The following is a 23,581-nucleotide window of genomic DNA, read 5'->3' as shown; positions in this document are numbered from 1 at the left end:
CAGCATGGAGGCCGATGACGTCTTGACCCGCAGCCCCGGGCGGAGGCAAATGCCGCCATGCAGATCTTCAAAGTATTTCGCGCGGCCGAATGGGCCCAGATGCAGCAGGACGGCCGCACCCTCGGGGCGCCCGTCGATCTGGCCGACGGCTACATCCACTTCTCGACGGCCCAGCAGCTGTCGGTGACATTGTCCAAGCATTTTGCGAATGAGGACGGGCTGATCCTGCTGTCCTGCGATCCGGACGCCCTGGCGCCTGATCTACGGTGGGAGCCGTCGCGCGGCGGGGCGCTGTTCCCGCATCTGTACCGGGCATTGACGCTGGCGGATGTGCAATGGTCGCGACCCATTGGCCTGACCGACGCGGGTCACGACACGGGGATCGCGCCATGAGCGTGGTCGAAAAGCTGGGACTTGCCGCGCTGCACCGCATTGACCCCGAACGGGCGCACGACCTGTCGATCGCGGCGCTGGCACGCGGTGTGGTGCCGCTGCATGGACGAGCCGTGACATCCGACAGGTTGCAGGTGTCTCTGGCGGGAATGACGTTGCCCAACCCGATTGGCCTTGCCGCGGGATACGACAAGAACGCGCGCGTCATTGCCCCTCTGATGCGGTCCGGCTTCGGCTTTCTGGAGGTCGGGGCCGCCACCCCGCGCCCACAACCGGGCAATCCCAAACCGCGCCTGTTCCGACTGACAGAACAACAAGCCATCATCAACCGGTTCGGCTTCAACAACGAAGGTGCGGACGTGATCGGCCGGCGCCTGGCGGCACGTCCCACGGGCGTGCCGGTCGGATTGAACCTGGGCGCCAACAAGGACAGCACGGACCGGGCCGAGGACTTTGCCCAGGTCCTACGCGTCGCGGGACAATCAGCGGATTTCGTGACCGTCAACGTCTCGTCGCCGAACACGGAACGACTGCGCGACCTGCAGGGGGCAGAGGCGCTTTCTGCCCTGCTGGACCGGGTGCTGACCGCGCGGGACGGCCTGGCAAGGCGCGTGCCGGTTTTCGTCAAGATCGCCCCGGATCTGACCGACACTGAAATCGCGCAGGTCGCGTCGGTCGCCATGAATGCCAAACTGGACGGCATCATCGCCACGAACACGACGCTGTCGCGTGACGGCATCACCAGACCGCATGCCGGACAGGCAGGCGGACTTTCCGGTCGACCCCTGTTCGCCCGGTCGACCCGCGTCCTTGCCCTGTTGTATCGTGAAACGAAAGGCGCTGTGCCGCTTGTCGGCGTCGGCGGTATCACCAGCGTCGACGATGTTTGGGAGAAGCTGCGGGCCGGCGCTACGGCGGTGCAGATCTATTCGGCCATGATCTATCAGGGACTGTCGATTGCGCCTCGCCTGGCAGAGGCGCTGGACGACCGGCTGACCCGCCAGCGCATCACCCTCGACGAGTTGAGAGGCAGCGCCAGCGCCGACTGACCCTAGCCGTAGTCGTCGGCGCCCAGCAGCTGGTTCATGCTGTGCGATGGTTCGGGGCAACCTGCGTCGCCAATGACGCGGGCGGGGACGCCCGCGACGGTCTTGCAGGACGGGACCTCGTGCAGCACGACCGACCCGGCCGCGATCCGCGAATGGTGCCCGACGCGGATGTTGCCCAGAACCTTCGCGCCCGCGCCGATCAGCACGCCGTCGCCGATCTTAGGATGACGGTCGCCATCCTCCTTGCCGGTCCCTCCAAGCGTCACGGAATGCAGCATCGACACGTCGTTGCCGACGGTCGCCGTTTCACCTATGACGATCGAATGGGCGTGATCCATCATGATGCCCGTGCCAATGCGCGCTGCGGGATGGATGTCCACCCCAAAGCATTCCGAACACCGCATCTGGACGAAGTACGACAGATCCTTGCGATCCTGCTGCCACAGCCAATGCGCCATCCGATAGGCCTGAAGCGCCTGGAACCCCTTGAAGAACAGCAGCGGCTGGATCAGCCGATGCGTCGCCGGATCGCGGTCATAGACCGCCATCAAGTCGGCCCGCGCGGCGTCTCCCAGTTCGGGGGCATTGGCATAGGCGTGATCGGCGATCTCGCGCAGGATCTGTTCGCTCATCTCTCCCGATGCCAGCTTCAGCGAAAGACGATAGGCCAGTGCTGCCTCAAGGCTCTTGTGATGCAAAAGCCCCGCATGGATCAGCGCGCCCAACAGCGGCTCGGCAGCGGCTGCCGCCCGCCCCTCGTCGCGCAGCTGCGCCCAGATCGCATCACGGTCCAGGGACAGCGGTGTCTTTTCGGTGTGCAGCATGTTCATCTTGGGCCCGCCCGGTCTGTCAGACCTCCTACATAGGACAGAATGCGGTCCGGGAAAAGACGGGCGGGCCCGGTCGATCAGTTCGGCAGCCGCATTTCCAGCCAATGCACCGCCAGAGAGATGCGCCCGCCCGTGAACGTGCCGCCCTCGGCCGTGACGATCAGCGGATCGGCCTGGTAATAGGCCATGGGCGAACCAAGCATCCCCCTTGCCCATGAATCCTGCTGCTTGCCAAGGCCCTGACCGAAGCGGTTCAACGCCCCCGCCGTACCAAGACGCCAGCCGGTCAGCGAACCGGTCAGAGTGGCCGTGACCCGTCCGACAGCTCCGATCACCAGCGCACCCGCCGGGATGAAGACCCCGGTCACCGTGCTGCTGCCCGTGCCCAGAATGACCTCGCCCTCGGCCATCCCGGTGACCAGGCCCGACCCGCGGCTTCCCATGCTCATCGCGCCGACGATCCAGGCAGTGCCGTCATGGATGGCCTCCACCCCCCTGTCGGCGACGAAACAGCGCATGCCGCGGGACGGCGGCAGAAAGACCCACCCGCCGTTCGATCCCACGGCGATGCGCCCCGTCTGCCCCACCCATGCCCCCGTGGGCGCCGCGGGAACGCCCCAGCACTGGCCATCCAGAACCGTTGCCGGGGGCGTCTGCGTCGACACGCTCTGCAATACAAGGTTCACCATGCCGTCCAGCCGCATCAGCGCCTCGTTGACGGTGACGTGCTTCTGGGCCTGCGCGGGCTGCAACAGGGCCATCTGAAGGCGCGCGGTTTCACTGGGCATTGAAGTCTCTCCTTGCAAAGGGGCCGCGCCCGAAGGTCTGCGACAATTGAGCCACCTCGATCGTGACCTGTCCGGGCTGCAACTGGTCGCGGACCGCCGCGGGGATGGTCCATGACGGGGTCTGCGTCTGCGTCTCGGCGACGATTTGCCCCGCCTGGATCAGGCGCAACAGATAGCGTTCCGATTCCTCGCCAAGCGGAACGTCGGCGCCGTCCCAGCCATCACCCTCGATCCGGCTGCGCCTGATCCAGGTGATGTCATTGCCCTGTTTGCGCAGGTGGCAGGGCGCATAGGGCCGCAGCCCGATCCCCGGCGCGACCGTCGTACGGCTGCGGTAGCTGGCGTCGTCCGGCGCCCGCAGGGCCGGACCCACCCGCCAGAACCGCTCCTGGCCGCGAGTGGAGGGTGGCAGGTCGACCTGGCGGGGGCCGCCATCCAGCAGCACGACCAGACTGCCAGCAGGCCAGACATCCGGCATGATCGCATCCGTGCCGGCCTGCCCACGCAGGCGGCGGCTGATCTGCCAGGTGTCCGGTGCCACCAGCTCTGCGTTCGCGAACTGGACGATCTCCCATCGGGTCAGGCTGCCGTCCCCGATCGCCATCGCGTTCGCACCCGACAGCAACGCGCGTTCGTTCACGGACCGCAACGGATCGCGAAGCATCCGCAGACGCAGCGGTTCGCCCCGGTCGATCAGGCCCGGGCTTGCACGCCCCAATGGCGTCAGCGTCCGACCGATCAGGGCGCGGCGTTGCAGCATCAGGTTCAGGTCGAACCCGCCCTCGGCCTCGACGGAGCCATAGACCGCGACCGATCCCGGCCAGGGATGGGCCGCGACCGCCAGCCACGGGGCATGCGGAACCTCGTCGCCCCGCAGCAGGGGCAGGTCCATGAACACCGGGAACACGGGCATCGGCGGCAGATACCGGCCGATACCGCCCTGATCCTGATGCGCCAGACGCGGCGTGTAGAGGCCGGGATCGACCCTAACGGCATCGACCGTGATGGCGCCCGCACGCTCGACCCGGTCGATCCGCCAGCGGCGGCTCTCCTGCCCCGGCATATGCGTCACGACAACGTCGCCAGGGCCAAGATCCGCACGTGATGGCGAAAGCGCGAACCGTGCCGTATCGCGCGCCACCTCGGCCTCGGCGATCCAGCGGTCGGTGATGGCGCGCCCTTCAGGGCGGGTCAGCACCATGGCCAGTTCGCTTTCGGACACGGCGCGACGGTCGATATCCGTCAGGCTGGCCTCGGCCGTCGCGACCGCATAGTCGCCCCCTGCCGCGACATGGCTCAGGCGTAGCTGACCGATGTTCGCGGATTCCATCTGACGGACGGTCTCGAACCCGGTCACGTCGCCGGTGATGGCCAGGTCATCAGGTCCGATCTGCGCGCGTGCCAGTCCGTCACGCGAGACGAACTTCAGCACGCCGTCGCGCTCTACCGCGTCAAACCCATGTGCCAGCATCAGGGGCTGCAATGCCGCCCGCCCGGATTCGGAACCCTGCAGGGCATAGCCCCGCACCACGCCTGATATTCTCGACACATCAACGGCCGTCACACCCGCACCCTTGCAGATGTCCGTGACCACCGCGCGCAGCGTGACGGCGCCCGCACGCCCGTTCAGCCAGTGTCCGCGATCCCACGCAGGACCGTCCGACCACAGATCACCACGCCCCGGAAAGGCCGGATAGGGCCGCGCGTCCCAACACCAGACGTGCGCGCGGTCCACGTCCAGCATCCGCATGCCATCGGCATTGACCGGGTTGTTGGCCGGGTCGCGCCAATGCGCCATCGTCGCCTCGACATAGGCGGCCTGAATCGCATCGTTCCGCGTACCGTTGGAGAAATGCGGCAGCATGCTCTCGGACGACATCGCGTCCAGGAACTTGTTCGGCTGGTTCGTCGCCTTGTCTAGGGCGGCGCAGCCGAACTCGGTGAACCAGATCGGCTTCGACCCGGGCACCCATGCGGTCGCTTCTCTCTGCCGCACACCACCGGGGCGGTTGTAGTGCAGGTTCTGCCACCAGCCCGTCAGGTCCTTGTAACGCCAGACCCAAGCCTCGTCATAGGCACCGTCGGTGATGGGCGTGCGGTTCTGCGCCAGACGGTCGGCGTCGCTGGCATAGAACCAATCGTACCCCTCTCCTCCTGCGACATTGGCGCGCAGATAGTCGATATTGTCGATCCGACCCCAGGACGCATCCAGATGGTCGTCGCCATCGCGCCAGTCGGACAGCGGCATATAGTTGTCGATGCCGATGAAATCGATGTTCGGATCAGCCCACAGCGGGTCCAGATGAAAGAACAGCTCTCCGTTTCCGGGGTGATGGCCGAAATATTCTGACCAGTCGCTGGCATAGCCGATCTTGACGTTCGGCCCAAGGATGCCGCGGACGTCCGCAGCCAGGCGGCGCAGGGCCGCCACAGCGGGATAGGTGTTTCCCGGACCGCGGATCTGGGTCATCGCGACCATCTCGGACCCGATCAGAAAGGCATCGATACCGCCCGCCGCTGCGCAGACATGGGCATAGTGCAAAATGAACCGCCGGTACGACCATTCGGCCGGACCGGAATAGGTGACGGTCTCACCGATGCGCGCAAAATCGGTCGGAGCAGCCGATCCGAAGAACGCGGCCACCTGATCGACGGCGGCCGACGTGCCGTCGGTGGTGCCGGTCCGGCCGGGGGCCACGCTGGTCGTGATGCGGCCGCGCCAGGGCATGGCAGGCTGCTCGGTCGCGCCGTAAGGGTCGGTCAATCCGTTGCCGCCCAGTTGCTCCATCAAGATGAACGGATAGAAGATCGCCTTGCGCCCCGACGCCGACAGCGCCCGGAGCCCCTCAATCACCGAGCGGTCAGACGGCGTGCCGCCATAGATCGGACGTCCATCCTTGCGCGCGACCTCGGCCGCATCCGCACGGCCGATGCCACCAACGCGCCAGGGCATCTCCGCCCCGTCGACCTGACGGTATTCGACCTTGGGCTGCACGCGGCACTGACCAATGCGCAGATCGCTGCCGAACCAAGACACGATCAACGACACCGAACCCACATTCGGCAGTTCGCGCCCTAAGACATCCAGCGATGCGCGAAAGTCGGTCCCGCCCATCGGCGTGTTCGTGTTGAAGCTGCGGCTTTCGCCCAAGTCACCGCTTTCGGTCACAGGCGTCGTGGCCAGCGAATACTCCCCCGTGCCGGGGATCAGAGCGACGGCCCGGACGTCGCGCGACAGGCCGCTGCCGTCACGTGCCGGGCATGTCACCTCAAAGCTAAGCTGCGGCATGCGGTTGCCCCACCGCTCTAGGCTCAGGTTCTCCAATGCGACATAGGCAGTGCCGCGATAGGCAGGGGCCGCGTCGCCTTCGATGGCGGCGATCACGGGGTCCGGCATCTGCGCCTCGCCACCACGATAGATCCGCATGTTCAGATCCGCCTGTGCAATCTCCTCGCCATCGGCCCAGACCCGGCCCACCGACAGGATCGGACCTTCGGCCAACGCCAATGCGACAGACAGACGATAGCTGATCTGGGTCACCTGGGTGCTGGGCGCGCCCTTTCCACCACTCGCATTCTCGGACCGCGTGACCTCTTCAAGGTCGGATGCCCAGATGACATGCCCAGGCAGGCGCATCTGTCCCCAGATCCGGGGGATGGCCATGCCCTCTCCGGCTGTCTGGATGCGAAGGCGGTCGATCCGGCCCGTCTCGACGGCCTTCGCCCCACCGCCCAGCAGGCGCTGATCGATGGCACGACCTAGGACGGCTCCTGCTGCACGGCCCAGAACGGCACCCGACAGCCCAAGGACCGCCCCCCCGAAACCTCCGCCAAGCGACGCACCCACGGCAGACAGGACAATCGTGGCCATAAGGGCCTCCTTCGTTCGAATTGGTCAGGGAAAGCGGAACCGCGCCACGATCCTGGATTGCCACGGGGGTGTCAGCGGACTGTCGATGACACCGTGGCCGGTATAGGCATGCAGAAACCGCGGGGCATCGCCCGCGGCCGACAGGATGCCCAAGTGCTTGGCGATGGCGCCCTGCCGCATCCGAAACAACAGCACCTGCCCTGGTTGCCAGTCCGCATCATCGACCGGACGCAGGTGCCGCATGGCTGCGGACAGCAGCACTTCGGTGCTGCCGCATTCGGCCCAATCGGCGGTATAGGCCGGGGGCGCCTCAGGCTCCGCCCCATACAGGTCGCGCCAGACGCCGCGGATCAGCCCGAGGCAATCGGAGCCACTGCCCCGGACGCTGGCCTGATGGACATAAGGCGTGCCCAGCCACAGCCGGGCGGCATCGACGACCGGGCTATCCATTCCGGCGTCCTGCCTGAGGCGCCATCAGCCAATCCTCGGACGGCAGATGCGGAAACCCGCGAAAGTTCAATTGATTGCGAAACTTCAGCCGGCACGTGTCCGCAGCCTTGTCGCATCCTGCCGTCAGCCGGATCTGGTCGCCGGTGGCGGGCAGGATGCCCAGACTGGACCACAGCTCGATAATCCTCTGGCCACCGGGGCGTGCAGTGTCGTTCTTGATCGCACCATGCAGACCTTGCGCCGCTCCGGACAGAACCTCCAGCCGACCATGATCGAACCAGGCCGCGTCAAAGGCCGGAAATGCGGTGAACGTGAAGACGCGTCCCTCGTCCATAACCTGCACTTGGCGCAGCACGCTCAGGCTTTCCGCGCTCAGGTCGACCCTGCACGCTCCATCGCCAAGGCGCGCGCTGCACCGGGGATGATAGACGCGCCCCTGCGGCGCGTTCAGCGCCTCTGACAGGCCGCGAAGCTCGGCCCGGAAGGCCCCGTTCGCACGCGAGACCTCGCCCAGAGACCCGCGAAACACCAGTTTGCGACGGGCGACATCGCTCCAGTCGACCTCCCACATGCGCAGTTCCGCCTGGTCCCACCGACCGGCCACCAGATCGCGCTCGGTGATCGCATCATCGTTGAGCGCCCCGACCGCCTCGGAGTTGTCGACCGACAGGCCGGTTCCCTGAACCAGCGCCCGCGCGGTCAGGCCGCGGTCAGGGCGAAAGGTCACCCCGCCAAAGACCAGCCGCTGGTCATGATCGGTAAAGCCAAGCGTTAGACCATCCGCTCGACGCACCGACCAAGCGCGTGCAACTGTCGTCGTCGTCATATCCGAACCTCCACGACCGGAATGTCGGGAACCTGCCCGGCCTGGAACGAGGCGACGGATACCGCGATCCGGTCCGTGTCGAAGCGCACCGGAACGTCGAATTCGAACCCGGCAGAGATGTCCGCGCCTGCCTCTGGGGCCTCGTCAAAGATGATGCGCCCGGCAACATGGTCCACGGCATAGTTGATGCCGACGAACACCTCTGCCCCCCCGATCCCGGCGCGCACGGAACCCTGGACCGGCTTTGTCACGGGCCGACGATAGACCGTCGCCCCGGATCGATAGGCCTTCGACAACGGAAAGACTCGCGTTTGCCCGTCCCCGACCGCGATCACCTGATCGCCGAATGCCGGGGCCGCTGACGGCAGACAACTCTTGTAGTCGGACCAATCCTTCCACCGAAACCCGTGCAGCTGCCCCGCACGCGCCTCGAAAAAGGCGATGACCTCCGACAGGTCGTCCAACGATCTAAGGCCCATGCCCGCGTCAAAGCGGCGAAGCGCATGCGTCCAGGGTGTGTTGCGCTCCTCGAACCCGCTGGCCAGCGCCACGATCTCGGTGCGCCGCTCGGGACCGCCGATGGCGCCAAAGGACAGGTTCGTCGGAAATCTTACGTCGTGAAACGCCATTTTTTGCCTCCTCTCAGCTGTTTCGCTCGCCGCGGGCCAGCACGCGCGACATCTGCGCTGCGATCTGCGACTGGCTGCGCTGGAACCCGGCCACGTCGGGGGTCTGGATGTTGAACGTCACGTTCACCGATCCCCCTCCCCCGGCTGCGGCGACGCCCAGCTTGCCGTCGGGACCGCGCCGAAGCGGCATGATCGCCTCGGGCCCGGCCTCGCCCATCAGCCCCTGACCGCCGCGCATCGGAAATGCCGTGGGTCCGGAGACGACATCTCCGGCCATGGTGCGGCCGTTGGCGAATGCCCCGCCCTTGGCAAAGGGCATTACCCCGCCCAGCATCCCTCCGATGCCGCTCGCGATCGATCCAGCCAAAGCGTTCTCGACCGGCTTCATGGCAATGCCATAGACGGTATCGGCCAGCGACTGCCCAATCGATTTCAACGCGTCCGACAGCTTGCCGCCGTCCAGGACAAGACCGTCGATGGCGCGGCCCAAGCCACGCTCCAGCCCCGAGGACAGGGTACCGACCTCGCGCGTGGTGAACATCATCGACTGGCGCAACCTGCCCAGTTCCGCCTGGAACTCCTGCGTCATGCGGGAATTGCGGCCCAGATCGTCGTCCAGTTGGTCCAGCGCGGTGCCGGTCCCGTCACGTGTGGTCATCTTGATGATCCCCCGTCGTTTCAGCCAAGAGCACGCCCGCCGGTGCGGGCGCGTCGGGATATCGAGCTGCCAGATCGGCCAGCCGGTCACGGGTCATGCGGGACGCCGTCGGACCCATGCCCAGCATCAGGCCCAATTCGGCGGGGGTCAGTGCCCAGAACTGATCGGGATGCAGACGCAGCCCCTGCAGGCCCGCCCGCATCAGGCCCGCCCAGTCCAACCCCCCGGCGCGCCCGGTCATGCAGGCGCCCGAAACGCCAGGGCCAGCAGGCGGGCGGCAACGCGGGCGGCCTCCAGCGGACCCCCGTCGATCTGCACCGCCGTCAGATCACCCGCCTGCCCCGTCCAGCCGCCGCCGCGCAGCCCGGCCACCAGCACGGCCAGGATCTCGCGGCTGGAGAAACGCCCGGCGTCAAGACGAGCGACCAGCCCGGTCAACCCGTCCGCCTCAAGCTGCGCCTCCAGTTCGGCCAGGGCGCCGAGGGTCAGGCGCGCGACATGCGGCCGACCATCCAGCATCAGCGACACCTCGCCTCGCATCGGGTTGGCCATCACAGCGCCACGAAGGTCAGCGCCCCTGCCGAAGCCAGCGACATCTCATAGGTCGCCTCTCCGTCGTGGCTGCCCGCGTACTCCAGGCCGGTGATCTGGAACCGGCCCTCCACGGTGCCGAAATCAGGGATGATGACCTGGAACAACGGGATTTCGCTGTCAAAGAACGCCTGGCGGGCGCGCCCGTCGGTGGCCGCGTCGCGGAACACGCCGGATCCGGCGATCGACGCGCTGCGCACGCCGGCACCGCCCAACAGCTCGCGCCAGCCACCGGCGCTGTCCATGCTGGTCACGTCGACGGTGTCGGCATTGAAGGACAGGCGCGTCGCACGCAGGCCTGCCACGGTCTCGAACGTGCCGTTGCCCGACATATCCATCTTGATCAGCAGATCACGTCCGCTTTGCACTGCCATTGTCCCATCTCCTCAGTTCAGATCGATGCGTGCGCGAAAGGTCAGGTCGACCTGACGAGCCGCGCCGCTTTTCACCCGCCGCGCGGTTGCGCGCAGGAACCACAAACCAGCCAGCTGTCCGCGCGACAGCACCAGTCCGCCCGCCTCCAGCGCATCGGCCACGGCGACCGCTGCGGCCTTGACCGCGCCGAAGCCCGCCCCACTGTCGCTGCCCGCCATGACCGAGATCACGAAATCATGCCGTGATCCGCGTGCCGTGGAATCGCTGGCGTCACGCACCTCCTCGGGACCAAGCGAGACATAGATTCCGCTCGGCGCCGTCACAGGCATCGCGTCGAAGATCGCATCGCCCACCAGATCCGCCAGCGCCTCGTTCGTACGCAGCTGCTGATAGATGGCCGCCTGCAAGGCGACCCCTGCCCCATAGCTCATGTCAGATCCTCCTCGCGCGCAAAGCAGTCCAGATACCGACCGGACGGATCGCTTTCCGCGACCGCCTCGATCTGAAACAACCGTGTTCCTTGGCGCAGCCGCTGCCCAGGCCGAGGGCGTCGCGCATCACCCACAGACGCAGCGCGCAGCGTGATGCGCCATTGGACCACGCTGATCATTCCCGCGCCGGTCCCCTGTTCGCGACCCGACCGCGCCTCCATCTGCGCCCACAGCCAGCCCAGTTGACGCCACCGCGTCTCATAGCCGCCCAGGCCGTCCGCGATCCGGTCGGATGTCTCCAGCGCCAGCCGCGTCGACAGGTTCGGGGCGGCCATCAGCGCCACTCCCGGCTGCCGCGCCCGGCCAGCGTGCGGACCGCGCGCCAGCGCTCGATCAGCGCGCTGACACCGAAAGGCAGCGCATGACGCAAACCATCCTGGCTGCGATCGTCGTAATACCGCGCGGCCAACAGGATGACCGCCTGCGCCAGATCCGCCGGAACCTGGGACCAGGCATCCCCGAAGCCCGCTAGAAACGTGATCGTCACCGTCCCCCGCCGTGGAATCGAAGGCAGCACGACCCCAGTGGGCAGGATCACGGGGCGCTGTCCGTCCGGGACCAGCCGCCACCCCTCGGGGGGCAGTTGGGTCAGCGTGCCGTTCCCGTCGTCGATCTCGATGCGCTCGACCGAATGCACGGGCGCCAGCGGCAGCGACTGGCCAAGCCGGTCGCGCCAATCGTCCAGCTGCATGCGGAACCGCCGCTTCAGCAGCACCTTGCCGGTGCGCCCCTCGATCGTGGCGATCGCTGCACGCAGAAAGCCCGCCAGTGCCGCCGTCTCGGCGGCGTCGTCGGGCCCTTCGAAACCTTGGGCCAGACGCAAATGCGCGCGCAGGGCGGCCACCGGCAGCGCCTCCGCCGCGGGCGCCGTTTCCTCTATCAGCATCATGTTGCGAACCTCCCGTCGTGCTGTCCGCATGTTCCACCAAAGGCGGGGCCCCCGAACGGGGCCCCGGCTGTCTTGCAGGCAAAAGGGAAGCGGGGCGCGCCGCACGCCGGCCATCAGCGCGCGCGGACAGTTGCTAAACCGGAATGCCCGGCACCAGGCGCGCCCCTCCCTCATCTGATCCCCCGGGGGATCAGATGAAGCGCAGCAGCCTGACGGCGCGGAAATCGGTGATCCCGCCGCCGACACGCTTGGTGGCATAGAACAGCACGTGCGGCTTGGCGCTGAACGGGTCGCGCAGCACGCGGAGGTCGGGACGCTCGACGATCGTGTAGGCCGCGCGGAAATCACCGAACGCGATCGAGAACGAGCTCGTCGTCATGTCGGGCATGTCCTCGCTGATCATCACAGGATAGCCCAGCAGCTGGGGCACCTGGCCCACGCTCAGCGCATCGGTCCAAAGGAAGCGGCCGTCTGCATCCTTCATCTTGCGCACCCGCGCCGCCGTCTTCGAGTTCATCAGGAACGAGGCGTTCGAGCGATACTCCGCGCCCAGAGAGTAGATCAGGTCGATCAGGCAATCCATCGGCGCAGCGGCCGGGAAATCGCCAGCCGCGGTGGTGGCGACGAAGCCGATCTGGGCCGTGGTCGCGGTCGCCGCAGGCGCGGTCGGATAGCTCAGCAGGCCGCGCGGCTTGTCGACGCCGTCGCCGCGCAGAAAGGCGTTGGCCTCGGACCGGGCGAACTTCTCGGCGATGCGCTCGGCCAGCCAGCCCTCGACATCAAAGGCCGCATCGTCCAGCAGGCGCTGGCTGGCACGCGGCATCGCGGACAGCTCGTGCACCGGGATGGCGATGCGGTCCAGGGCCGAGTTCGCGGTCTCGACCGTGGCGGCCTCGGTGGCCCAACCGGCGCCCATGTCGCCACGCTCGACCAGCGCCTCATAGACGCTGCCCTCGATGGTCACCACGTTGGCCAGACGGCGCAGCGACGACGTCGAATGCAGCGTGTTCTGCACGGTCTCGGCAACCTTGGGTGCCGCCAGAAACCCGCCGTCGCTGGCCACCGACAGCGCCTTCTCCTCGATGGCCAGACCGCGCAGGCCGTCGTCGTCGCCGCTGCGCAGATAGGCGTTGAACGCCTTCTGGTGGGGCACCTCGACCTCTGCGGTGGCGGACAGGGGCGCGCGGCCCCGCAGGGCGGTCTTGCGGTCGATCATGGTCATACGCTGTTCCTGTGCGTTGAGCTTGGATTGAATATCTTCACGAAAGCCTCTGAGTTCGCTAACGAACCCCATCATGGCCCCCTTCAGGTCGGCGGGCATGTCGCCGCCGCCCGCGGCCTTCACCTCGGTCATGGTCTTCTCCTCGTCACGGTGATCGGGGCCGCGCCCCTGTCGTCGGACCTCCCGCACGGGACTGGTCCGAACCTGGTTGACGGACCGGGATGCGCCCGGTCCGAAATCTCATGCGCCGCGCAGGGCCTGTGCCGCCTGCACGAACAGCGCCGCGACGTCGCGCAGCTCGTCGCTGTCCTTGCGATCCACCTTGGCCTCGGCCAGCATCGGGAAGGTCACCAGCGACACCTCCCACAGCTCGACCTCGGCCAGCACGCGCCGCCCGGCCTTGTCGCGTTCGGCCCGCAGGGTGCGATAGCCGATGGACAGCCCGTCGATCGCACCCGCCTGGATCAGCGCCGCCGCCTCGCGGGCCTGCGCCACGTCGGGCAACAGGCGGCCCTTGACCCATAGGCCCTTGCCGTCCTCTCGGACCTCGTCCCAGACCCCGATGGGTCGGGTCGGGTCGTGCTGCCACAGCATGCGCACCTTGTCGCCGCGCGCCGCGATCCGCGCCAGCGACGCGGCAAACGCGCCGGGCAGCACCGCATCGCCGCCCTGATCGGTCAAACCGAACAGGCTGGCATAGCCTTCGATCACCTGACCGTCGGTTAGCACGGGCGGACCGCCCGCGAACTTCATCTCCAGACCCGGAACCATTCCTCAGCCTCCTTTCGGCGCATAATCTAGAATACCCTGGACGGCCTGCGTCAGGATCACAGCGACCACGCCGTAGACCGTCATCCACAGCCGCCGCTCCAGCCCTTCGATCATCGCCTCGATCCGCTCCAGGCGCTTCTCGACCTGGCCGAACTGCAGCGCCATGATCCGTTCCTGCGCCTCAAGACGCGTGTCGTGCCACAGCCCGTCCTTGACGAAACGCGACCCTTCCATGCCTCACGCCCCGTCCAGGGGCGGCAGGCCCAGCAGGGCGCGCTTTTCCGCATCCGTCAGGAAGCTCGCACCGCTGATGCGGGCCCATTGCTGGTTGCGCTCCTCGGCCAGGGCAGGGATCTGATCCAGATCGGGGCGCAGCTCGATCTCGGCACCCAGATGCTCGGACAGCCACCAGGCGACCGCCGCCGACACCCGTGTCGCCAGCGGCAGCACCGTCAGGCGGAAGAACGCCCGGTGCGCCTCGGCATAGTTCGCATAGGTCGCGTCCCCCGGAATCCCCAGCAGCATGGGCGGCACGCCAAAAGCCAACGCGATCTCGCGCGCCGCCGACAGCTTGGTCTCGTGGAACTCCATATCGGACGGGCTGAAACCCATCGGACGCCAGTCCAGCCCGCCTTCCAGCAGCATCGGACGGCCCGCATTGCGCGCGCCCTGATGGTTCATCTCGATCTCGCCCACCAGGCGGTCGTACTGCTCGGGGCTCAGCACCCCCTGCCCGTCGATCCCCTTGTAGATGATCGCCCCACTGGGCCGCGCCGCATTGTCCAGCAGCGCCTTGGACCAGGCACTGGCGCTGTTGTGCACGTCCAGCGCGACGGCAGCCGCCTGCATCGGCGACAGACCGTAATGGTCGTCCTGCGGGTGGAACGCCTTGACGTGGCAGATCGGGTCGGGGCTGCCGGTCATGTCGAACCGGTGCTTGCGCCCGCCCACCGCATATTCATAGGCGACGGGCCAGCCATCCGCACCGGGCACCACACTCATGCGGTCGGACCGCAGCACGTGCAGCTCCTCCGGGATGCCCGTGGCGTCCGCGCCCACAGCCTCCAGATAACCATTGCCCGACAGCAGGATCTGCCCGAACAGCGCCTCGAACAGCTCCGCCCGCCCTTGGCCCGGATTGGGCCTGCGCAGCAGATCCAGAACCGGATGCACCTCATAGCGGTGGTCGCGATCCGCGCAGATCATCGGCACGGCCGCCGCGGCCTCGGCGATCAGGCGCACGCTGCGAAAGCCCACCGGGTTCCCCATGAACCCGCCGCGCGTCAGCGTGCCCGTATCCCTGGCCGACCAGACAGGGCGCCCGGACCCGCTGGCGAATGCCACGACCCGGCCCGTCGCACTGGCCTTCCTCTCTGGCGGGGGGGATGATTTCTCCTCCCGCGAAAACAATCGAAACGCCATGCTCGCCTCCATGCCTCAGCCATGCGAAAGGGCCGCCCCCTGCGGGACGGCCCTTCGTCGGTCCGACCTCTCGGACCCGGTTACAATCGCCGCATCTGCGGCCTGCGCCAGCCTGCGGCGGGCTCGATCATCAGCTCATGGACCGCCCAGACCAGGGCATCCAGCCGGTCGGGACTGCCCCGCCCCTCGAACCCGCGCACCGTCATCTGGCACATCTGATCCTCCAGCGTACCGAGGGCGCCCTTCAGGTGCTTGACGCGACCCTGCTCATACAGCGCCGCAACGGGCTCTGCCCGCAGGCCCTTGCCCCGCGACGCCCGCAGCGCCTTGAACGGCACCAACGGGTTGATCTGGCGCACCACGCTCTCGACCAGATCGCCGCCCTGGTTCACCTCGGCCACCAGCTTCTCGGCGCCGTGGCGATCCATCGCGGCAATCGCGGCGCGGGCCCAATCCGTCGGCCCGCCCCGGACGCTGGCATCCTCCAGCACATAGGCGCGCCAATCCTTGGGCTCGCCTTGGGTGACGACGCCCGCCACCACGATGCCGCATTCGTCGCTGGCCCGCCCCCCGGTGACCGAGGGGTCGACCGCGACGACGATCCGGTCCAGCTTGGGCGCCTCGGCCACCCGCGCGTCTTCCAGCATCGCGGTCGTCCACAGCGCCCCCTCGACATCGTCCAGCAGCACGCCGTCCAGCTCCTGGCGCCCCAACCGCGTCCCGCCATAGCGGCTCTCGACCTCCGCCAGAAAACTCTCCGCCAGATAGGCGCGGTTCGCATCCGTCGGCGCATGGGTCACGACCGTGCTGGCGTTCCCCAGAATGCGCTTCAGCACGCCGACATTGCGCGGCGTGGTGGTGACGACCTGCTGGGGATGCTCGCCAAGCCGCAGCGCGAACTGCAGCATGTCCCAGACATCCTCGGCCTTCTTCCACTTGGCCAGCTCATCGACCCAGGCCGCATCAAATTGCGGCCCGCGCAAAGCCTCCGGCTCATGCGCGGAATAGACCGTGGCGGTCGCCCCGTTCGCCCAGACCAGCCGCTTGCGGCCCGCCTCCCAGACCGGACGCCGGTCGGGGGGCGAACAGGCCAGGATGCCGCTCTCGCCGAACACCATCACCTCGCGCACCTGGTCGAAGGTCTCGCCGACCAGGGCCACGCGATGGCATTTCCCGGGTGCAGCAGCCGTGGGGCCCTCGACCAGGCTGCGCACCCATTCCGACCCGGCGCGGGTCTTGCCCGCCCCGCGCCCGCCCATGATCACCCAGCTTTTCCAGTCGCCCTCGGGGGGCAACTGGTGCGGCAAAGCCCAGAACTCGAACAGCCAAGGCAGGCTCATCAACGCGTTCTGCGACAGCCCGCCCAGGAATTCCTCAACCTCCTCCGGCCCGGCGGAGGCAAGCCAGGCGGCGCCCGATCTCGTCTCGTGCGGCGCCGAGGTCAAGGCTGCCCCCTCCGACGCCGCCCGCGATGTCCTTGCGAAGTTTGTCAACCTTGATCCTTTCCGCCATCAGCAGCTGGACGGCCTCGCGGACCGTCTTCGCCGTCTCCATGGCCTTTTTCAGCTTGGCCGGGTCAAGCTCCCCGGACTTGAGCGCTTCAAGCTCGGCCTGGTGCCCCCGCAGGTCCTTGACGTAATCCCAGAACAGCCAGCGCAGGACGTCGATCTCGTCCTCGCCCTCGGCGATCTCGCGCATCGCGAACCCGGCCTTCTCAGGCTGGGTTTTAGTCACGAAAGGTCCGTCGGTTTTCCCGGCCCCGCCCCATTCCATATCGTTCATGCACTCTGCCCCGCCTCGTGTTCCTGTCCGCACGAGCCAAGAGACGAAAAAAGCGGCCCAAGGGTTTCCCCCGGCCGCTTGCCCACCTCTTCCAGCATGTAAAAGTTATACCTTAGGGCGTTCGCCAAGTCAATGGATAAACCCATACGTGCAAAATATGGCGCATAAACCTTGCGATTGCAATGTGATACACTATGCAACACCCCCGGCGTACGCCGCGCAACACGCCCCTGAATCAGCTTCGCGCGGCGGCGACGAAGGCGCGGATCCGCGCAACATCCTTGACGCCCGGCGCCGATTCCACGCCGGAACTGACGTCCACGACAGGCGCCCCCGTCAGGCGCACGGCCTCGGCGACGTTGTCCGGTGTCAGTCCCCCGGCCAGCATCCAGGGCCGCAACCAATGCCGCCCGACCAGCAGCCGCCAATCAAAGGCCAGCCCGTTCCCGCCCGGCAGATCGGCCCCCGCCGGCGGCTTGGCATCCACCAGCAGCATGTCCGCCGCCACGCCGTAATCCATCAGCTGTGGCAGGTCCGCCGGACCCGACAGACCGACCGCCTTCATCACAGGCAGCCCCGTCAACGCCTTGACCTCGGCCACCCGCGCGGTGCTCTCATGGCCGTGCAGCTGGATCACGTCCAGCGCCGTTTGGTCCAGTACCTCTCGCAGCAAATCGTCCGACGGGTCGACGAACAGTCCCACGCGGGCGACCCCAACGGGAACCTCCGCCGTCAGCGCTGCGGCTTGGGTCGGGGTCACTGCACGCGGCGACTTGGGAAAGAATACGAACCCCAGAAAGCGCGCACCGGCATCGACGGCCGCCGCGACATGGCGTTCCTCGGACAGCCCGCAGATCTTGACCTCGGCCACGCCTCAGCGAACCGCAGGCAGGGCCGCGCCCTTGACCGGGGCAGGCTCGTCCAGAATCGCCAGAACCTCGTCGCGCGGGGCGGCGTGGCGGTCGCGCAGATGCCCGACCTCGCTCTCAAGACGCACAACCTCGGCATTGCGCTGACGCGCCTCGCGGCGGAAATGCGCCTCGCGCAGCCACTCCCAGATCAGACCGGCCAGCATGCCCAAGGCAAAGGCCACGAAGATCACCAGGAACAGTGGCACCGTCAGCGACCACGTGCCGCCCAGATACTGTCCGAAATTGGCCGGGAACGCCGACAGGGTGACCATGTCACGGTTGGCCAAGGCGACCGCCACTAGCACAAGCGCCAGTGCTGCGACAAAGATCAGACGGATGAAGCGCATTGAATTTCCTCGATATCGCAGACGGGCGGGATGCCCGGTAAACAGGGACCTCAGGCGTCGCCGTTCAGGCGGTCACGCAGCAGCTTGCCGGTCTTGAAGAACGGAACGTGCTTTTCGTCAACCTCGACCGATTCACCGGTGCGCGGGTTTCGCCCCGTCCGGGAATCGCGCTTCTTGACAGAGAAGGCGCCAAAGCCGCGCAATTCGACCCGGTCGCCCCGCGCCATCGCGTCGATGACCTCCTCGAAGATCGTGTTCACGATCCTCTCGACGTCGCGGCGGAACAGGTGGGGGTTTTCATCTGAGATCTTCTGGATCAGTTCGGACCGGATCATATGTTCCCCCAATTGGACGGGTCTTCCTGCCGTCAAAGTCAGCACGTCAAACCGCAAGGCCGGTGCAATACCGCCCTTCATGTTTCCGTTCAACGCCCGACAGAAGTCACTGGTTTCATAGCGTTGCCAGCTTTGCCCCAAACGCGCAAGCGGGATGGCGCGCATCCGCCCGGCCGTGGGCAAGAAAAAGCCCGCCCCGGACGAACCGGGGCGGGCAAGGATCGATCGGGTTGGGCCGATCAGCTGTTGCGGTTCAGTGCCGCACCCAGGATGTCGCCCAGGGACGCGCCCGAATCCGAGCTGCCATAGGTGTCGATGGCTTCCTTTTCCTCGGCGATCTCGCGGGCCTTGATCGACAGGCCAAGACGGCGGGTCTTGGTGTCGACGTTGGTCACGCGGGCGTCGACCTTGTCGCCGACGCTGAAACGCTCGGGGCGCTGGTCGGCACGGTCGCGAGCCAGGTCGCTGCGGCGGATGAACGACTTGACGCCGTTGTACTCGACCTCGATGCCACCCTCTTCGATCGCGGTGACTTCGGCGGTGACGATGGTGCCACGCTTCACGCCATCAACGGCCTCGGCCATGTTCTCGTTTTCCAACGACTTGATGGACAGGCTGATGCGCTCCTTCTCGACGTCCACGTCCTGGACGACCGCCTTGACGACGTCACCCTTGCGGAAGTCCTGGATCGCGTCTTCGCCGCGGGCATCCCAGCTGATGTCCGACAGGTGGACCATGCCGTCGATGTCGCCTTCCAGGCCGATGAACAGACCGAACTCGGTGATGTTCTTGACCTCGCCCTCGATGACGGTGCCGGTCGGATGGGTTTCGGCGAACACTTCCCACGGGTTGCGCATCGTCTGCTTCAGGCCCAGAGACACGCGGCGCTTGGCCTCGTCGATCTCCAGAACCATCACTTCGACTTCCTGCGAGGTCGAGACAATCTTGCCCGGGTGGACGTTCTTCTTGGTCCAGCTCATTTCCGAAACGTGGACCAGACCCTCGACACCGGCTTCCAGTTCCACGAAGGCGCCGTAATCGGTGATGTTGGTCACGCGGCCCTGGTGGACCGACTCGATCGGGAACTTGTCGGCGACCGTATCCCACGGATCGGCCTGCAGCTGCTTCATGCCCAGGCTGATGCGGTGGCTGTCCTTGTTGATCTTGATGACCTGGACCTTGACGGTCTCGCCGATCGCCAGGATCTCGGACGGGTGGTTGACACGACGCCAGGCCATGTCGGTGACGTGCAGCAGGCCGTCGACGCCGCCCAGGTCAACGAAGGCACCGTATTCGGTGATGTTCTTGACCACGCCGTCGATCGACTGACCTTCGGTCAGGTTCGCGATGACTTCGGCGCGCTGTTCGGCGCGGCTCTCTTCCAGAATGGCGCGACGCGACACGACGATGTTGCCGCGGCGACGGTCCATCTTCAGGATCTGGAACGGCTGCTTCAGACCCATCAGCGGGCCGGCATCGCGCACGGGGCGCACATCGACCTGCGAACCGGGCAGGAAGGCGACGGCACCGCCCAGGTCGACCGTGAAGCCGCCCTTGACGCGACCGAAGATGGCGCCTTCGACGCGCTCTTCGCTTTCGTAGGCCTTCTCCAGACGATCCCAGGCTTCCTCGCGGGCGGGCCTTCTCACGGCTGATCGACGCTTCGCCGCGGGCGTTCTCGACGCGGTCCAGATAGACCTCGACCTCGTCGCCGACCTTGATGCTGGCTCTTCGCCGGGATTGGCAAATTCCTTCAGATCGACGCGGCCTTCCATCTTGTAGCCGACGTCGATGATGGCCTGGCCTGCCTCGATGGCAATGACGCGGCCTTTGACAACGCTGCCCTCGTCGGGGGTGTCAATCTCGAGGCTTTCATTCAGAAGGGCCTCGAACTCCTCCATGGTCGCTTTAGCGCACATACGTATTCAGTATCCTTTGTGTCTGTTTTCCGGCCTGACGGTTGGCTCCGCCGGTCTTTATGGTGCCGTTGGGGCAACGCCAAAGGGTCGCGGCATGACGCCCGACCCGTTGGAATGCGGTCTGTTCTGACCATGTCGCCCGTGTGACTGCGGCCCCAATACCCGTGTTTGACGCCAATTTCAACGCCTAAACGCGTCTCCACACGCCCGACACACGGCTGTAATCTGCGATCTCGGGGGCGCCGAAAGCGCCCGCGTCCATCGGCGCGACATGCCGCTCCAGCCGCAGGTCGGGGCCGTCGATCTCCAGCAGCACGAACTCGTTCTGCCCGTCGGTGATGCGTGCACACAGTGCCCGTGCCGGTCTGGATCTGCAGCACGCGCGGATGGCGCCCCGTCGCCAGCAACGCGTCCGTCGCCCAACGGTGCAGATGCCCCGACAGGACAACCTGCACCCCCGACGCCTCCAGCCGGTACAGCGCCTCGGACGCGCGCCGGGCCAGCGCCTTGTCGACCCGCGGCAGCTGCTGCAGCGGATGATGCAGCGCCACGATATTCGTGCCCATCGCGTCGACATTGCCGATGACGCGGCCGATCTCGCCCTCGCGGATCTTGCCGCGTTGCCAGGCATAGGGATCGGCGCTGTTCAGCGCCATGACCCGCACGTCGCCCGCCCGCCCCACCGGGGTCAGCACGGGACCGAAATGCCGCCGGAACCCCGCAAAGGGCCAGAACATCCGCGCCACAAGGTTCCATGCCGGTACGTCGTGATTGCCCGGCATGCACATGAGGGGCGCCTCGATGCGGTCAAGAAAGGCGCGTGCCTGCCGCATCTGCGCGGGCAGCGCGCGATGCGTGATGTCGCCGCCGATGACTACCAGGTCGGGGCGCAGCGCCGCGATCCGCGCCAGCAGCGGCTCCTCCAATGCGGCACGGTGAAATCCGAAATGCAGGTCGGTCAGGTGAAGAATGCGCGTCACTGGTCGTCAGCCCTTCGGCTGCTCGGTCTTGCTGACCCCATCGCGGGGTAGCAGGACCTTGAGGCCGTCATGGCGCACCTTCAGCCGGAAGGGGCTCTCCAACGCGGTCTTCTCGCCGTCATGGGCGATCAGCTGGCGCCGCTTGGGGGTCTCGATGGTCAGCTCGTCCGTCAGGATCAGGTCGAAATCGTCGTTCTTGGCGCTCTTGCCCATCGCCATGCGCAAGGCGGACCGCATCAGCGGCAGGGGGTGCTTCGCCTTGGCGATCAGCACCGCGAATTCGCCGCGGCGGATCTCCTCCGCCCCTTCCAGCCCAAAGCTGTCCAGCTGATAGGCGCTGCGTGCGACAAAGACCAAGGCACTGGTATAGCGGCTCTCCTGCCCGTCGACGCGGGCGACCAGCTGCATCGGGCGGCGCAGACGCCGCAGCGCCACCAGCACCGACCAATAGGCCGCCATCCGCGACCGCCCCCACCGCTTGTAGATCCCCTCGCGCGTCTTCAGGATCTGCGGATAGGCGCCCAGACTGACATTGTTCAGAAAGATCAGACCGTTGACGTCGCCGACATCGACCGCCTCGACCCGCGCGTCCAAAATCGTGTCCAGCGCCTCCTCGACGGTCTCTCCGACGCCCAGGTCGCGGGCAAAGTAGTTGAACGTCCCGCCCGGCAAGACGCCCATCACGACGTCGCGATCAACCAGAGCCCGGCCACCGCCGATTGCGTGCCGTCGCCACCCGCGGCGATCACCAGGTCGAACCCCTCGGTCGCGACCTTGCGCGCCAGCGCGGGCAGATCGCTCCCCTTCCGGCTCTCGCGCAGCTCGAAGCTGCCGCACGCGGGTGCGAGCCGTTCGTTCAGCATCTCGCGCAGCTCGACATGCTTCTTCTTGCCCGATCCGCGGTTCATCACGACACAGACCTTGGCACTGGCCAGGTCGAACCCATCGGTCTTGTGCTGCATCGCTGGATTGTCCCCGGCCGTGATTGTCATCTGCTGGGCACCGAACACCCGACCCCGCCGCAGGGTTGCATCTACAGCAGCCGGGCCGCCGCCTCGGCCGACGGTTTCAGCCCCTGCCCGCCGCCGCCGACAAAGGCGACCAGCTGTTCGCGCATCCGCGGCTCCCAGAAATCGCGCAGATGGGCGGCGATCTTTTCGGGTGCTGCGCCGCCGGGCTGGGTGTCAAAGAAACCGGCGATCTGGTTGACCATCAGGACCATCTTGTCAGGCGACATCGGACACCTCGGCGCGCAGCCGTTCGGGGTGGGAAAACAGATCAAAGCCCTCGCCGCGGGCAAAGGCCGCCAGGGTGATGCCCGCGCCCTGCGCCAGGCGCAGCGCATGGGCGGTGGGGGCGGACACGGCGATCAGCACCGCGCCCCCGGCCAGGGCGCATTTCTGCACCATCTCGACGGACACGCGGCTGGTCAGCACAAAGGCGCCCTTCCCCGCATCCATGCCCTGCCGCGCCATCGCGCCGATCAGCTTGTCCAAGGCGTTGTGGCGGCCCACATCCTCGCGCGCCAGCACGATCCCCCGTCCGGGGATCATGAAGCCCGCCGCATGGACCGCGCGGGTCCGGTCATGCAATGGCTGCCAGCCGCGCAGATCGTCGGTCGCCCGCGCGATCTGGCTCGCATCCAGCGCCGGCCCAGCGCCCGACAGGTCGGGAAGCGCGCGCACCGCCTCCTCAAGGCTGTCGATCCCGCATAGCCCGCAGCCCACCGGCCCTGCCATGAAACGCCGCCGCGCCGCCAGCGCGTCGGTGCGGTCATCCGCGATCCACATCTGCGCCTCGACGCCGCGGGGATGGGCCAGAACCTCCAGCCGCTCGATCTGGGCGGGGTCGGTCACGATCCCCTCGGTCAGGGAAAAGCCCACGGCGAAATCCTCCAGATCCGCGGGCGTCGCCATCATGACGGCCTGGGTCGATCCGCCATACACCATCGCCACCGCCGTCTCCTCGGGCAGGGTCCGGGTGACATCCGCGCGGCTGGTCGCGCGGACATGGGTGGCGGGGGCTTGGGTCGTGGGGTCGGGCAGGTTCATC

General features: G+C 67.0%; 30 protein-coding genes. 2 read left to right on the top strand and 28 right to left on the bottom strand.

Annotated features, from left to right (window positions below; genetic code table 11):
* Window positions 1-57 precede the first annotated feature (57 nt).
* Both F1642_RS02790 and F1642_RS02785 read left to right on the top strand, forming a co-directional pair.
* The gene (locus F1642_RS02790; RefSeq protein WP_139597533.1) at window positions 58-393 is read left to right on the top strand and encodes a DUF952 domain-containing protein; all 336 of its coding nucleotides are present in this window, start codon (window positions 58-60) and stop codon (window positions 391-393) included.
* Window positions 390-1,442 (top strand): quinone-dependent dihydroorotate dehydrogenase, encoded by a 1,053-nt coding sequence (locus F1642_RS02785; protein WP_139597532.1) that lies wholly within the window; start codon window positions 390-392, stop codon window positions 1,440-1,442. Before F1642_RS02790 ends, F1642_RS02785 begins: the two co-directional genes overlap by 4 nt.
* Before the next feature lie 2 nt (window positions 1,443-1,444).
* Here the strand turns inward: F1642_RS02785 and cysE are convergent, their stop codons facing one another.
* From cysE to fdhD, 28 genes are all read right to left on the bottom strand, one after another.
* Window positions 1,445-2,272, bottom strand: a complete 828-nt coding sequence (gene cysE, locus F1642_RS02780; RefSeq protein WP_045999342.1) for a serine O-acetyltransferase — start codon at window positions 2,270-2,272, stop codon at window positions 1,445-1,447.
* Between the two features lie 77 nt (window positions 2,273-2,349).
* On the bottom strand, window positions 2,350-3,060 hold the full coding sequence (locus F1642_RS02775; protein WP_045999343.1) for a DUF2793 domain-containing protein: 711 nt from the start codon (window positions 3,058-3,060) through the stop codon (window positions 2,350-2,352).
* Entirely contained in the window at window positions 3,050-6,931 is a 3,882-nt protein-coding gene (locus tag F1642_RS02770) for a glycoside hydrolase/phage tail family protein (RefSeq protein WP_194885397.1), read from the bottom strand. Before F1642_RS02770 ends, F1642_RS02775 begins: the two co-directional genes overlap by 11 nt.
* Before the next feature lie 24 nt (window positions 6,932-6,955).
* Window positions 6,956-7,381 carry an NlpC/P60 family protein gene (locus F1642_RS02765; protein WP_127898344.1) on the bottom strand — a complete coding sequence of 142 codons (426 nt, stop codon included), beginning with the start codon at window positions 7,379-7,381 and terminating at the stop codon, window positions 6,956-6,958.
* Window positions 7,374-8,207, bottom strand: coding sequence for a DUF2163 domain-containing protein (locus tag F1642_RS02760; RefSeq protein ID WP_194885396.1), 834 nt, complete (start codon window positions 8,205-8,207; stop codon window positions 7,374-7,376). The genes F1642_RS02765 and F1642_RS02760 overlap by 8 nt, the downstream gene beginning before the upstream one ends.
* Window positions 8,204-8,836, bottom strand: coding sequence for a DUF2460 domain-containing protein (locus F1642_RS02755; protein ID WP_194885395.1), 633 nt, complete (start codon window positions 8,834-8,836; stop codon window positions 8,204-8,206). Before F1642_RS02755 ends, F1642_RS02760 begins: the two co-directional genes overlap by 4 nt.
* A 13-nt stretch (window positions 8,837-8,849) precedes the next feature.
* A complete protein-coding gene (locus F1642_RS02750; RefSeq protein ID WP_194885394.1) occupies window positions 8,850-9,494 on the bottom strand; it encodes a phage tail tape measure protein in 645 nt (214 codons plus the stop codon).
* Complete coding sequence (locus F1642_RS02745; RefSeq protein ID WP_194885393.1) at window positions 9,481-9,735, bottom strand: rcc01693 family protein; 255 nt, start codon at window positions 9,733-9,735, stop codon at window positions 9,481-9,483. Before F1642_RS02745 ends, F1642_RS02750 begins: the two co-directional genes overlap by 14 nt.
* A complete protein-coding gene (locus tag F1642_RS02740) occupies window positions 9,732-10,046 on the bottom strand; it encodes a gene transfer agent family protein (RefSeq protein ID WP_045999350.1) in 315 nt (104 codons plus the stop codon). Before F1642_RS02740 ends, F1642_RS02745 begins: the two co-directional genes overlap by 4 nt.
* Window positions 10,046-10,459: a phage major tail protein, TP901-1 family gene (locus F1642_RS02735; RefSeq protein ID WP_045999351.1), complete on the bottom strand. Its 414-nt coding sequence runs from the start codon at window positions 10,457-10,459 to the stop codon at window positions 10,046-10,048. Before F1642_RS02735 ends, F1642_RS02740 begins: the two co-directional genes overlap by 1 nt.
* Window positions 10,460-10,471: 12 nt before the next feature.
* Window positions 10,472-10,891, bottom strand: coding sequence for a DUF3168 domain-containing protein (locus tag F1642_RS02730; RefSeq protein ID WP_139597529.1), 420 nt, complete (start codon window positions 10,889-10,891; stop codon window positions 10,472-10,474).
* Window positions 10,888-11,226, bottom strand: a complete 339-nt coding sequence (locus F1642_RS02725) for a head-tail adaptor protein (protein WP_139597528.1) — start codon at window positions 11,224-11,226, stop codon at window positions 10,888-10,890. Before F1642_RS02725 ends, F1642_RS02730 begins: the two co-directional genes overlap by 4 nt.
* Window positions 11,226-11,840, bottom strand: a complete 615-nt coding sequence (locus tag F1642_RS02720; protein ID WP_045999353.1) for a hypothetical protein — start codon at window positions 11,838-11,840, stop codon at window positions 11,226-11,228. The genes F1642_RS02725 and F1642_RS02720 overlap by 1 nt, the downstream gene beginning before the upstream one ends.
* A gap of 190 nt (window positions 11,841-12,030) precedes the next feature.
* A complete protein-coding gene (locus tag F1642_RS02715) occupies window positions 12,031-13,194 on the bottom strand; it encodes a phage major capsid protein (protein WP_194885392.1) in 1,164 nt (387 codons plus the stop codon).
* Window positions 13,195-13,302: 108 nt separating this feature from the next.
* Window positions 13,303-13,833 carry an HK97 family phage prohead protease gene (locus F1642_RS02710; protein WP_245008326.1) on the bottom strand — a complete coding sequence of 177 codons (531 nt, stop codon included), beginning with the start codon at window positions 13,831-13,833 and terminating at the stop codon, window positions 13,303-13,305.
* A gap of 3 nt (window positions 13,834-13,836) precedes the next feature.
* Window positions 13,837-14,067, bottom strand: a complete 231-nt coding sequence (locus F1642_RS02705) for a hypothetical protein (RefSeq protein ID WP_045999356.1) — start codon at window positions 14,065-14,067, stop codon at window positions 13,837-13,839.
* A 3-nt stretch (window positions 14,068-14,070) separates the two neighbouring features.
* Complete coding sequence (locus F1642_RS02700) at window positions 14,071-15,255, bottom strand: phage portal protein (RefSeq protein WP_045999664.1); 1,185 nt, start codon at window positions 15,253-15,255, stop codon at window positions 14,071-14,073.
* Window positions 15,256-15,335: 80 nt separating this feature from the next.
* Window positions 15,336-16,595, bottom strand: a complete 1,260-nt coding sequence (locus F1642_RS02695; RefSeq protein ID WP_255522100.1) for a DNA-packaging protein — start codon at window positions 16,593-16,595, stop codon at window positions 15,336-15,338.
* 34 nt (window positions 16,596-16,629) lie between these two features.
* On the bottom strand, window positions 16,630-17,037 hold the full coding sequence (locus F1642_RS02690) for a permease (protein ID WP_194885390.1): 408 nt from the start codon (window positions 17,035-17,037) through the stop codon (window positions 16,630-16,632).
* Between the two features lie 235 nt (window positions 17,038-17,272).
* On the bottom strand, window positions 17,273-17,908 hold the full coding sequence (locus tag F1642_RS02685) for a phosphoribosylanthranilate isomerase (RefSeq protein ID WP_194885389.1): 636 nt from the start codon (window positions 17,906-17,908) through the stop codon (window positions 17,273-17,275).
* Window positions 17,909-17,911: 3 nt separating this feature from the next.
* A complete protein-coding gene (locus F1642_RS02680; protein WP_194885388.1) occupies window positions 17,912-18,295 on the bottom strand; it encodes a LapA family protein in 384 nt (127 codons plus the stop codon).
* A 50-nt stretch (window positions 18,296-18,345) separates the two neighbouring features.
* Window positions 18,346-18,630 (bottom strand): integration host factor subunit beta, encoded by a 285-nt coding sequence (gene ihfB, locus F1642_RS02675; protein WP_045999360.1) that lies wholly within the window; start codon window positions 18,628-18,630, stop codon window positions 18,346-18,348.
* A gap of 239 nt (window positions 18,631-18,869) precedes the next feature.
* Window positions 18,870-20,549, bottom strand: a complete 1,680-nt coding sequence (rpsA, locus tag F1642_RS02670; RefSeq protein ID WP_255522051.1) for a 30S ribosomal protein S1 — start codon at window positions 20,547-20,549, stop codon at window positions 18,870-18,872.
* The gene (locus F1642_RS02665) at window positions 20,507-21,529 is read right to left on the bottom strand and encodes a metallophosphoesterase (RefSeq protein ID WP_370582754.1); all 1,023 of its coding nucleotides are present in this window, start codon (window positions 21,527-21,529) and stop codon (window positions 20,507-20,509) included. Before F1642_RS02665 ends, rpsA begins: the two co-directional genes overlap by 43 nt.
* Window positions 21,530-21,535: 6 nt before the next feature.
* Complete coding sequence (locus F1642_RS02660) at window positions 21,536-22,210, bottom strand: diacylglycerol kinase family protein (RefSeq protein ID WP_255522048.1); 675 nt, start codon at window positions 22,208-22,210, stop codon at window positions 21,536-21,538.
* Window positions 22,210-22,491, bottom strand: coding sequence for a diacylglycerol kinase family protein (locus F1642_RS15225; RefSeq protein WP_255522047.1), 282 nt, complete (start codon window positions 22,489-22,491; stop codon window positions 22,210-22,212). The genes F1642_RS02660 and F1642_RS15225 overlap by 1 nt, the downstream gene beginning before the upstream one ends.
* Window positions 22,492-22,562: 71 nt before the next feature.
* Entirely contained in the window at window positions 22,563-22,766 is a 204-nt protein-coding gene (locus tag F1642_RS02655) for a formate dehydrogenase subunit delta (protein ID WP_127898328.1), read from the bottom strand.
* The gene (gene fdhD / locus F1642_RS02650) at window positions 22,756-23,580 is read right to left on the bottom strand and encodes a formate dehydrogenase accessory sulfurtransferase FdhD (RefSeq protein ID WP_194885387.1); all 825 of its coding nucleotides are present in this window, start codon (window positions 23,578-23,580) and stop codon (window positions 22,756-22,758) included. The genes F1642_RS02655 and fdhD overlap by 11 nt, the downstream gene beginning before the upstream one ends.
* Window position 23,581 lies beyond the last annotated feature (1 nt).

The sequence above is a fragment of the Paracoccus sp. NBH48 genome (assembly GCF_015390265.1).
Lineage (GTDB): Bacteria > Pseudomonadota > Alphaproteobacteria > Rhodobacterales > Rhodobacteraceae > Paracoccus > Paracoccus marcusii.
The sequence above is the reverse complement of the archived record's forward strand: the minus strand, read 5'-3'. Positions and strand labels throughout refer to the sequence as shown.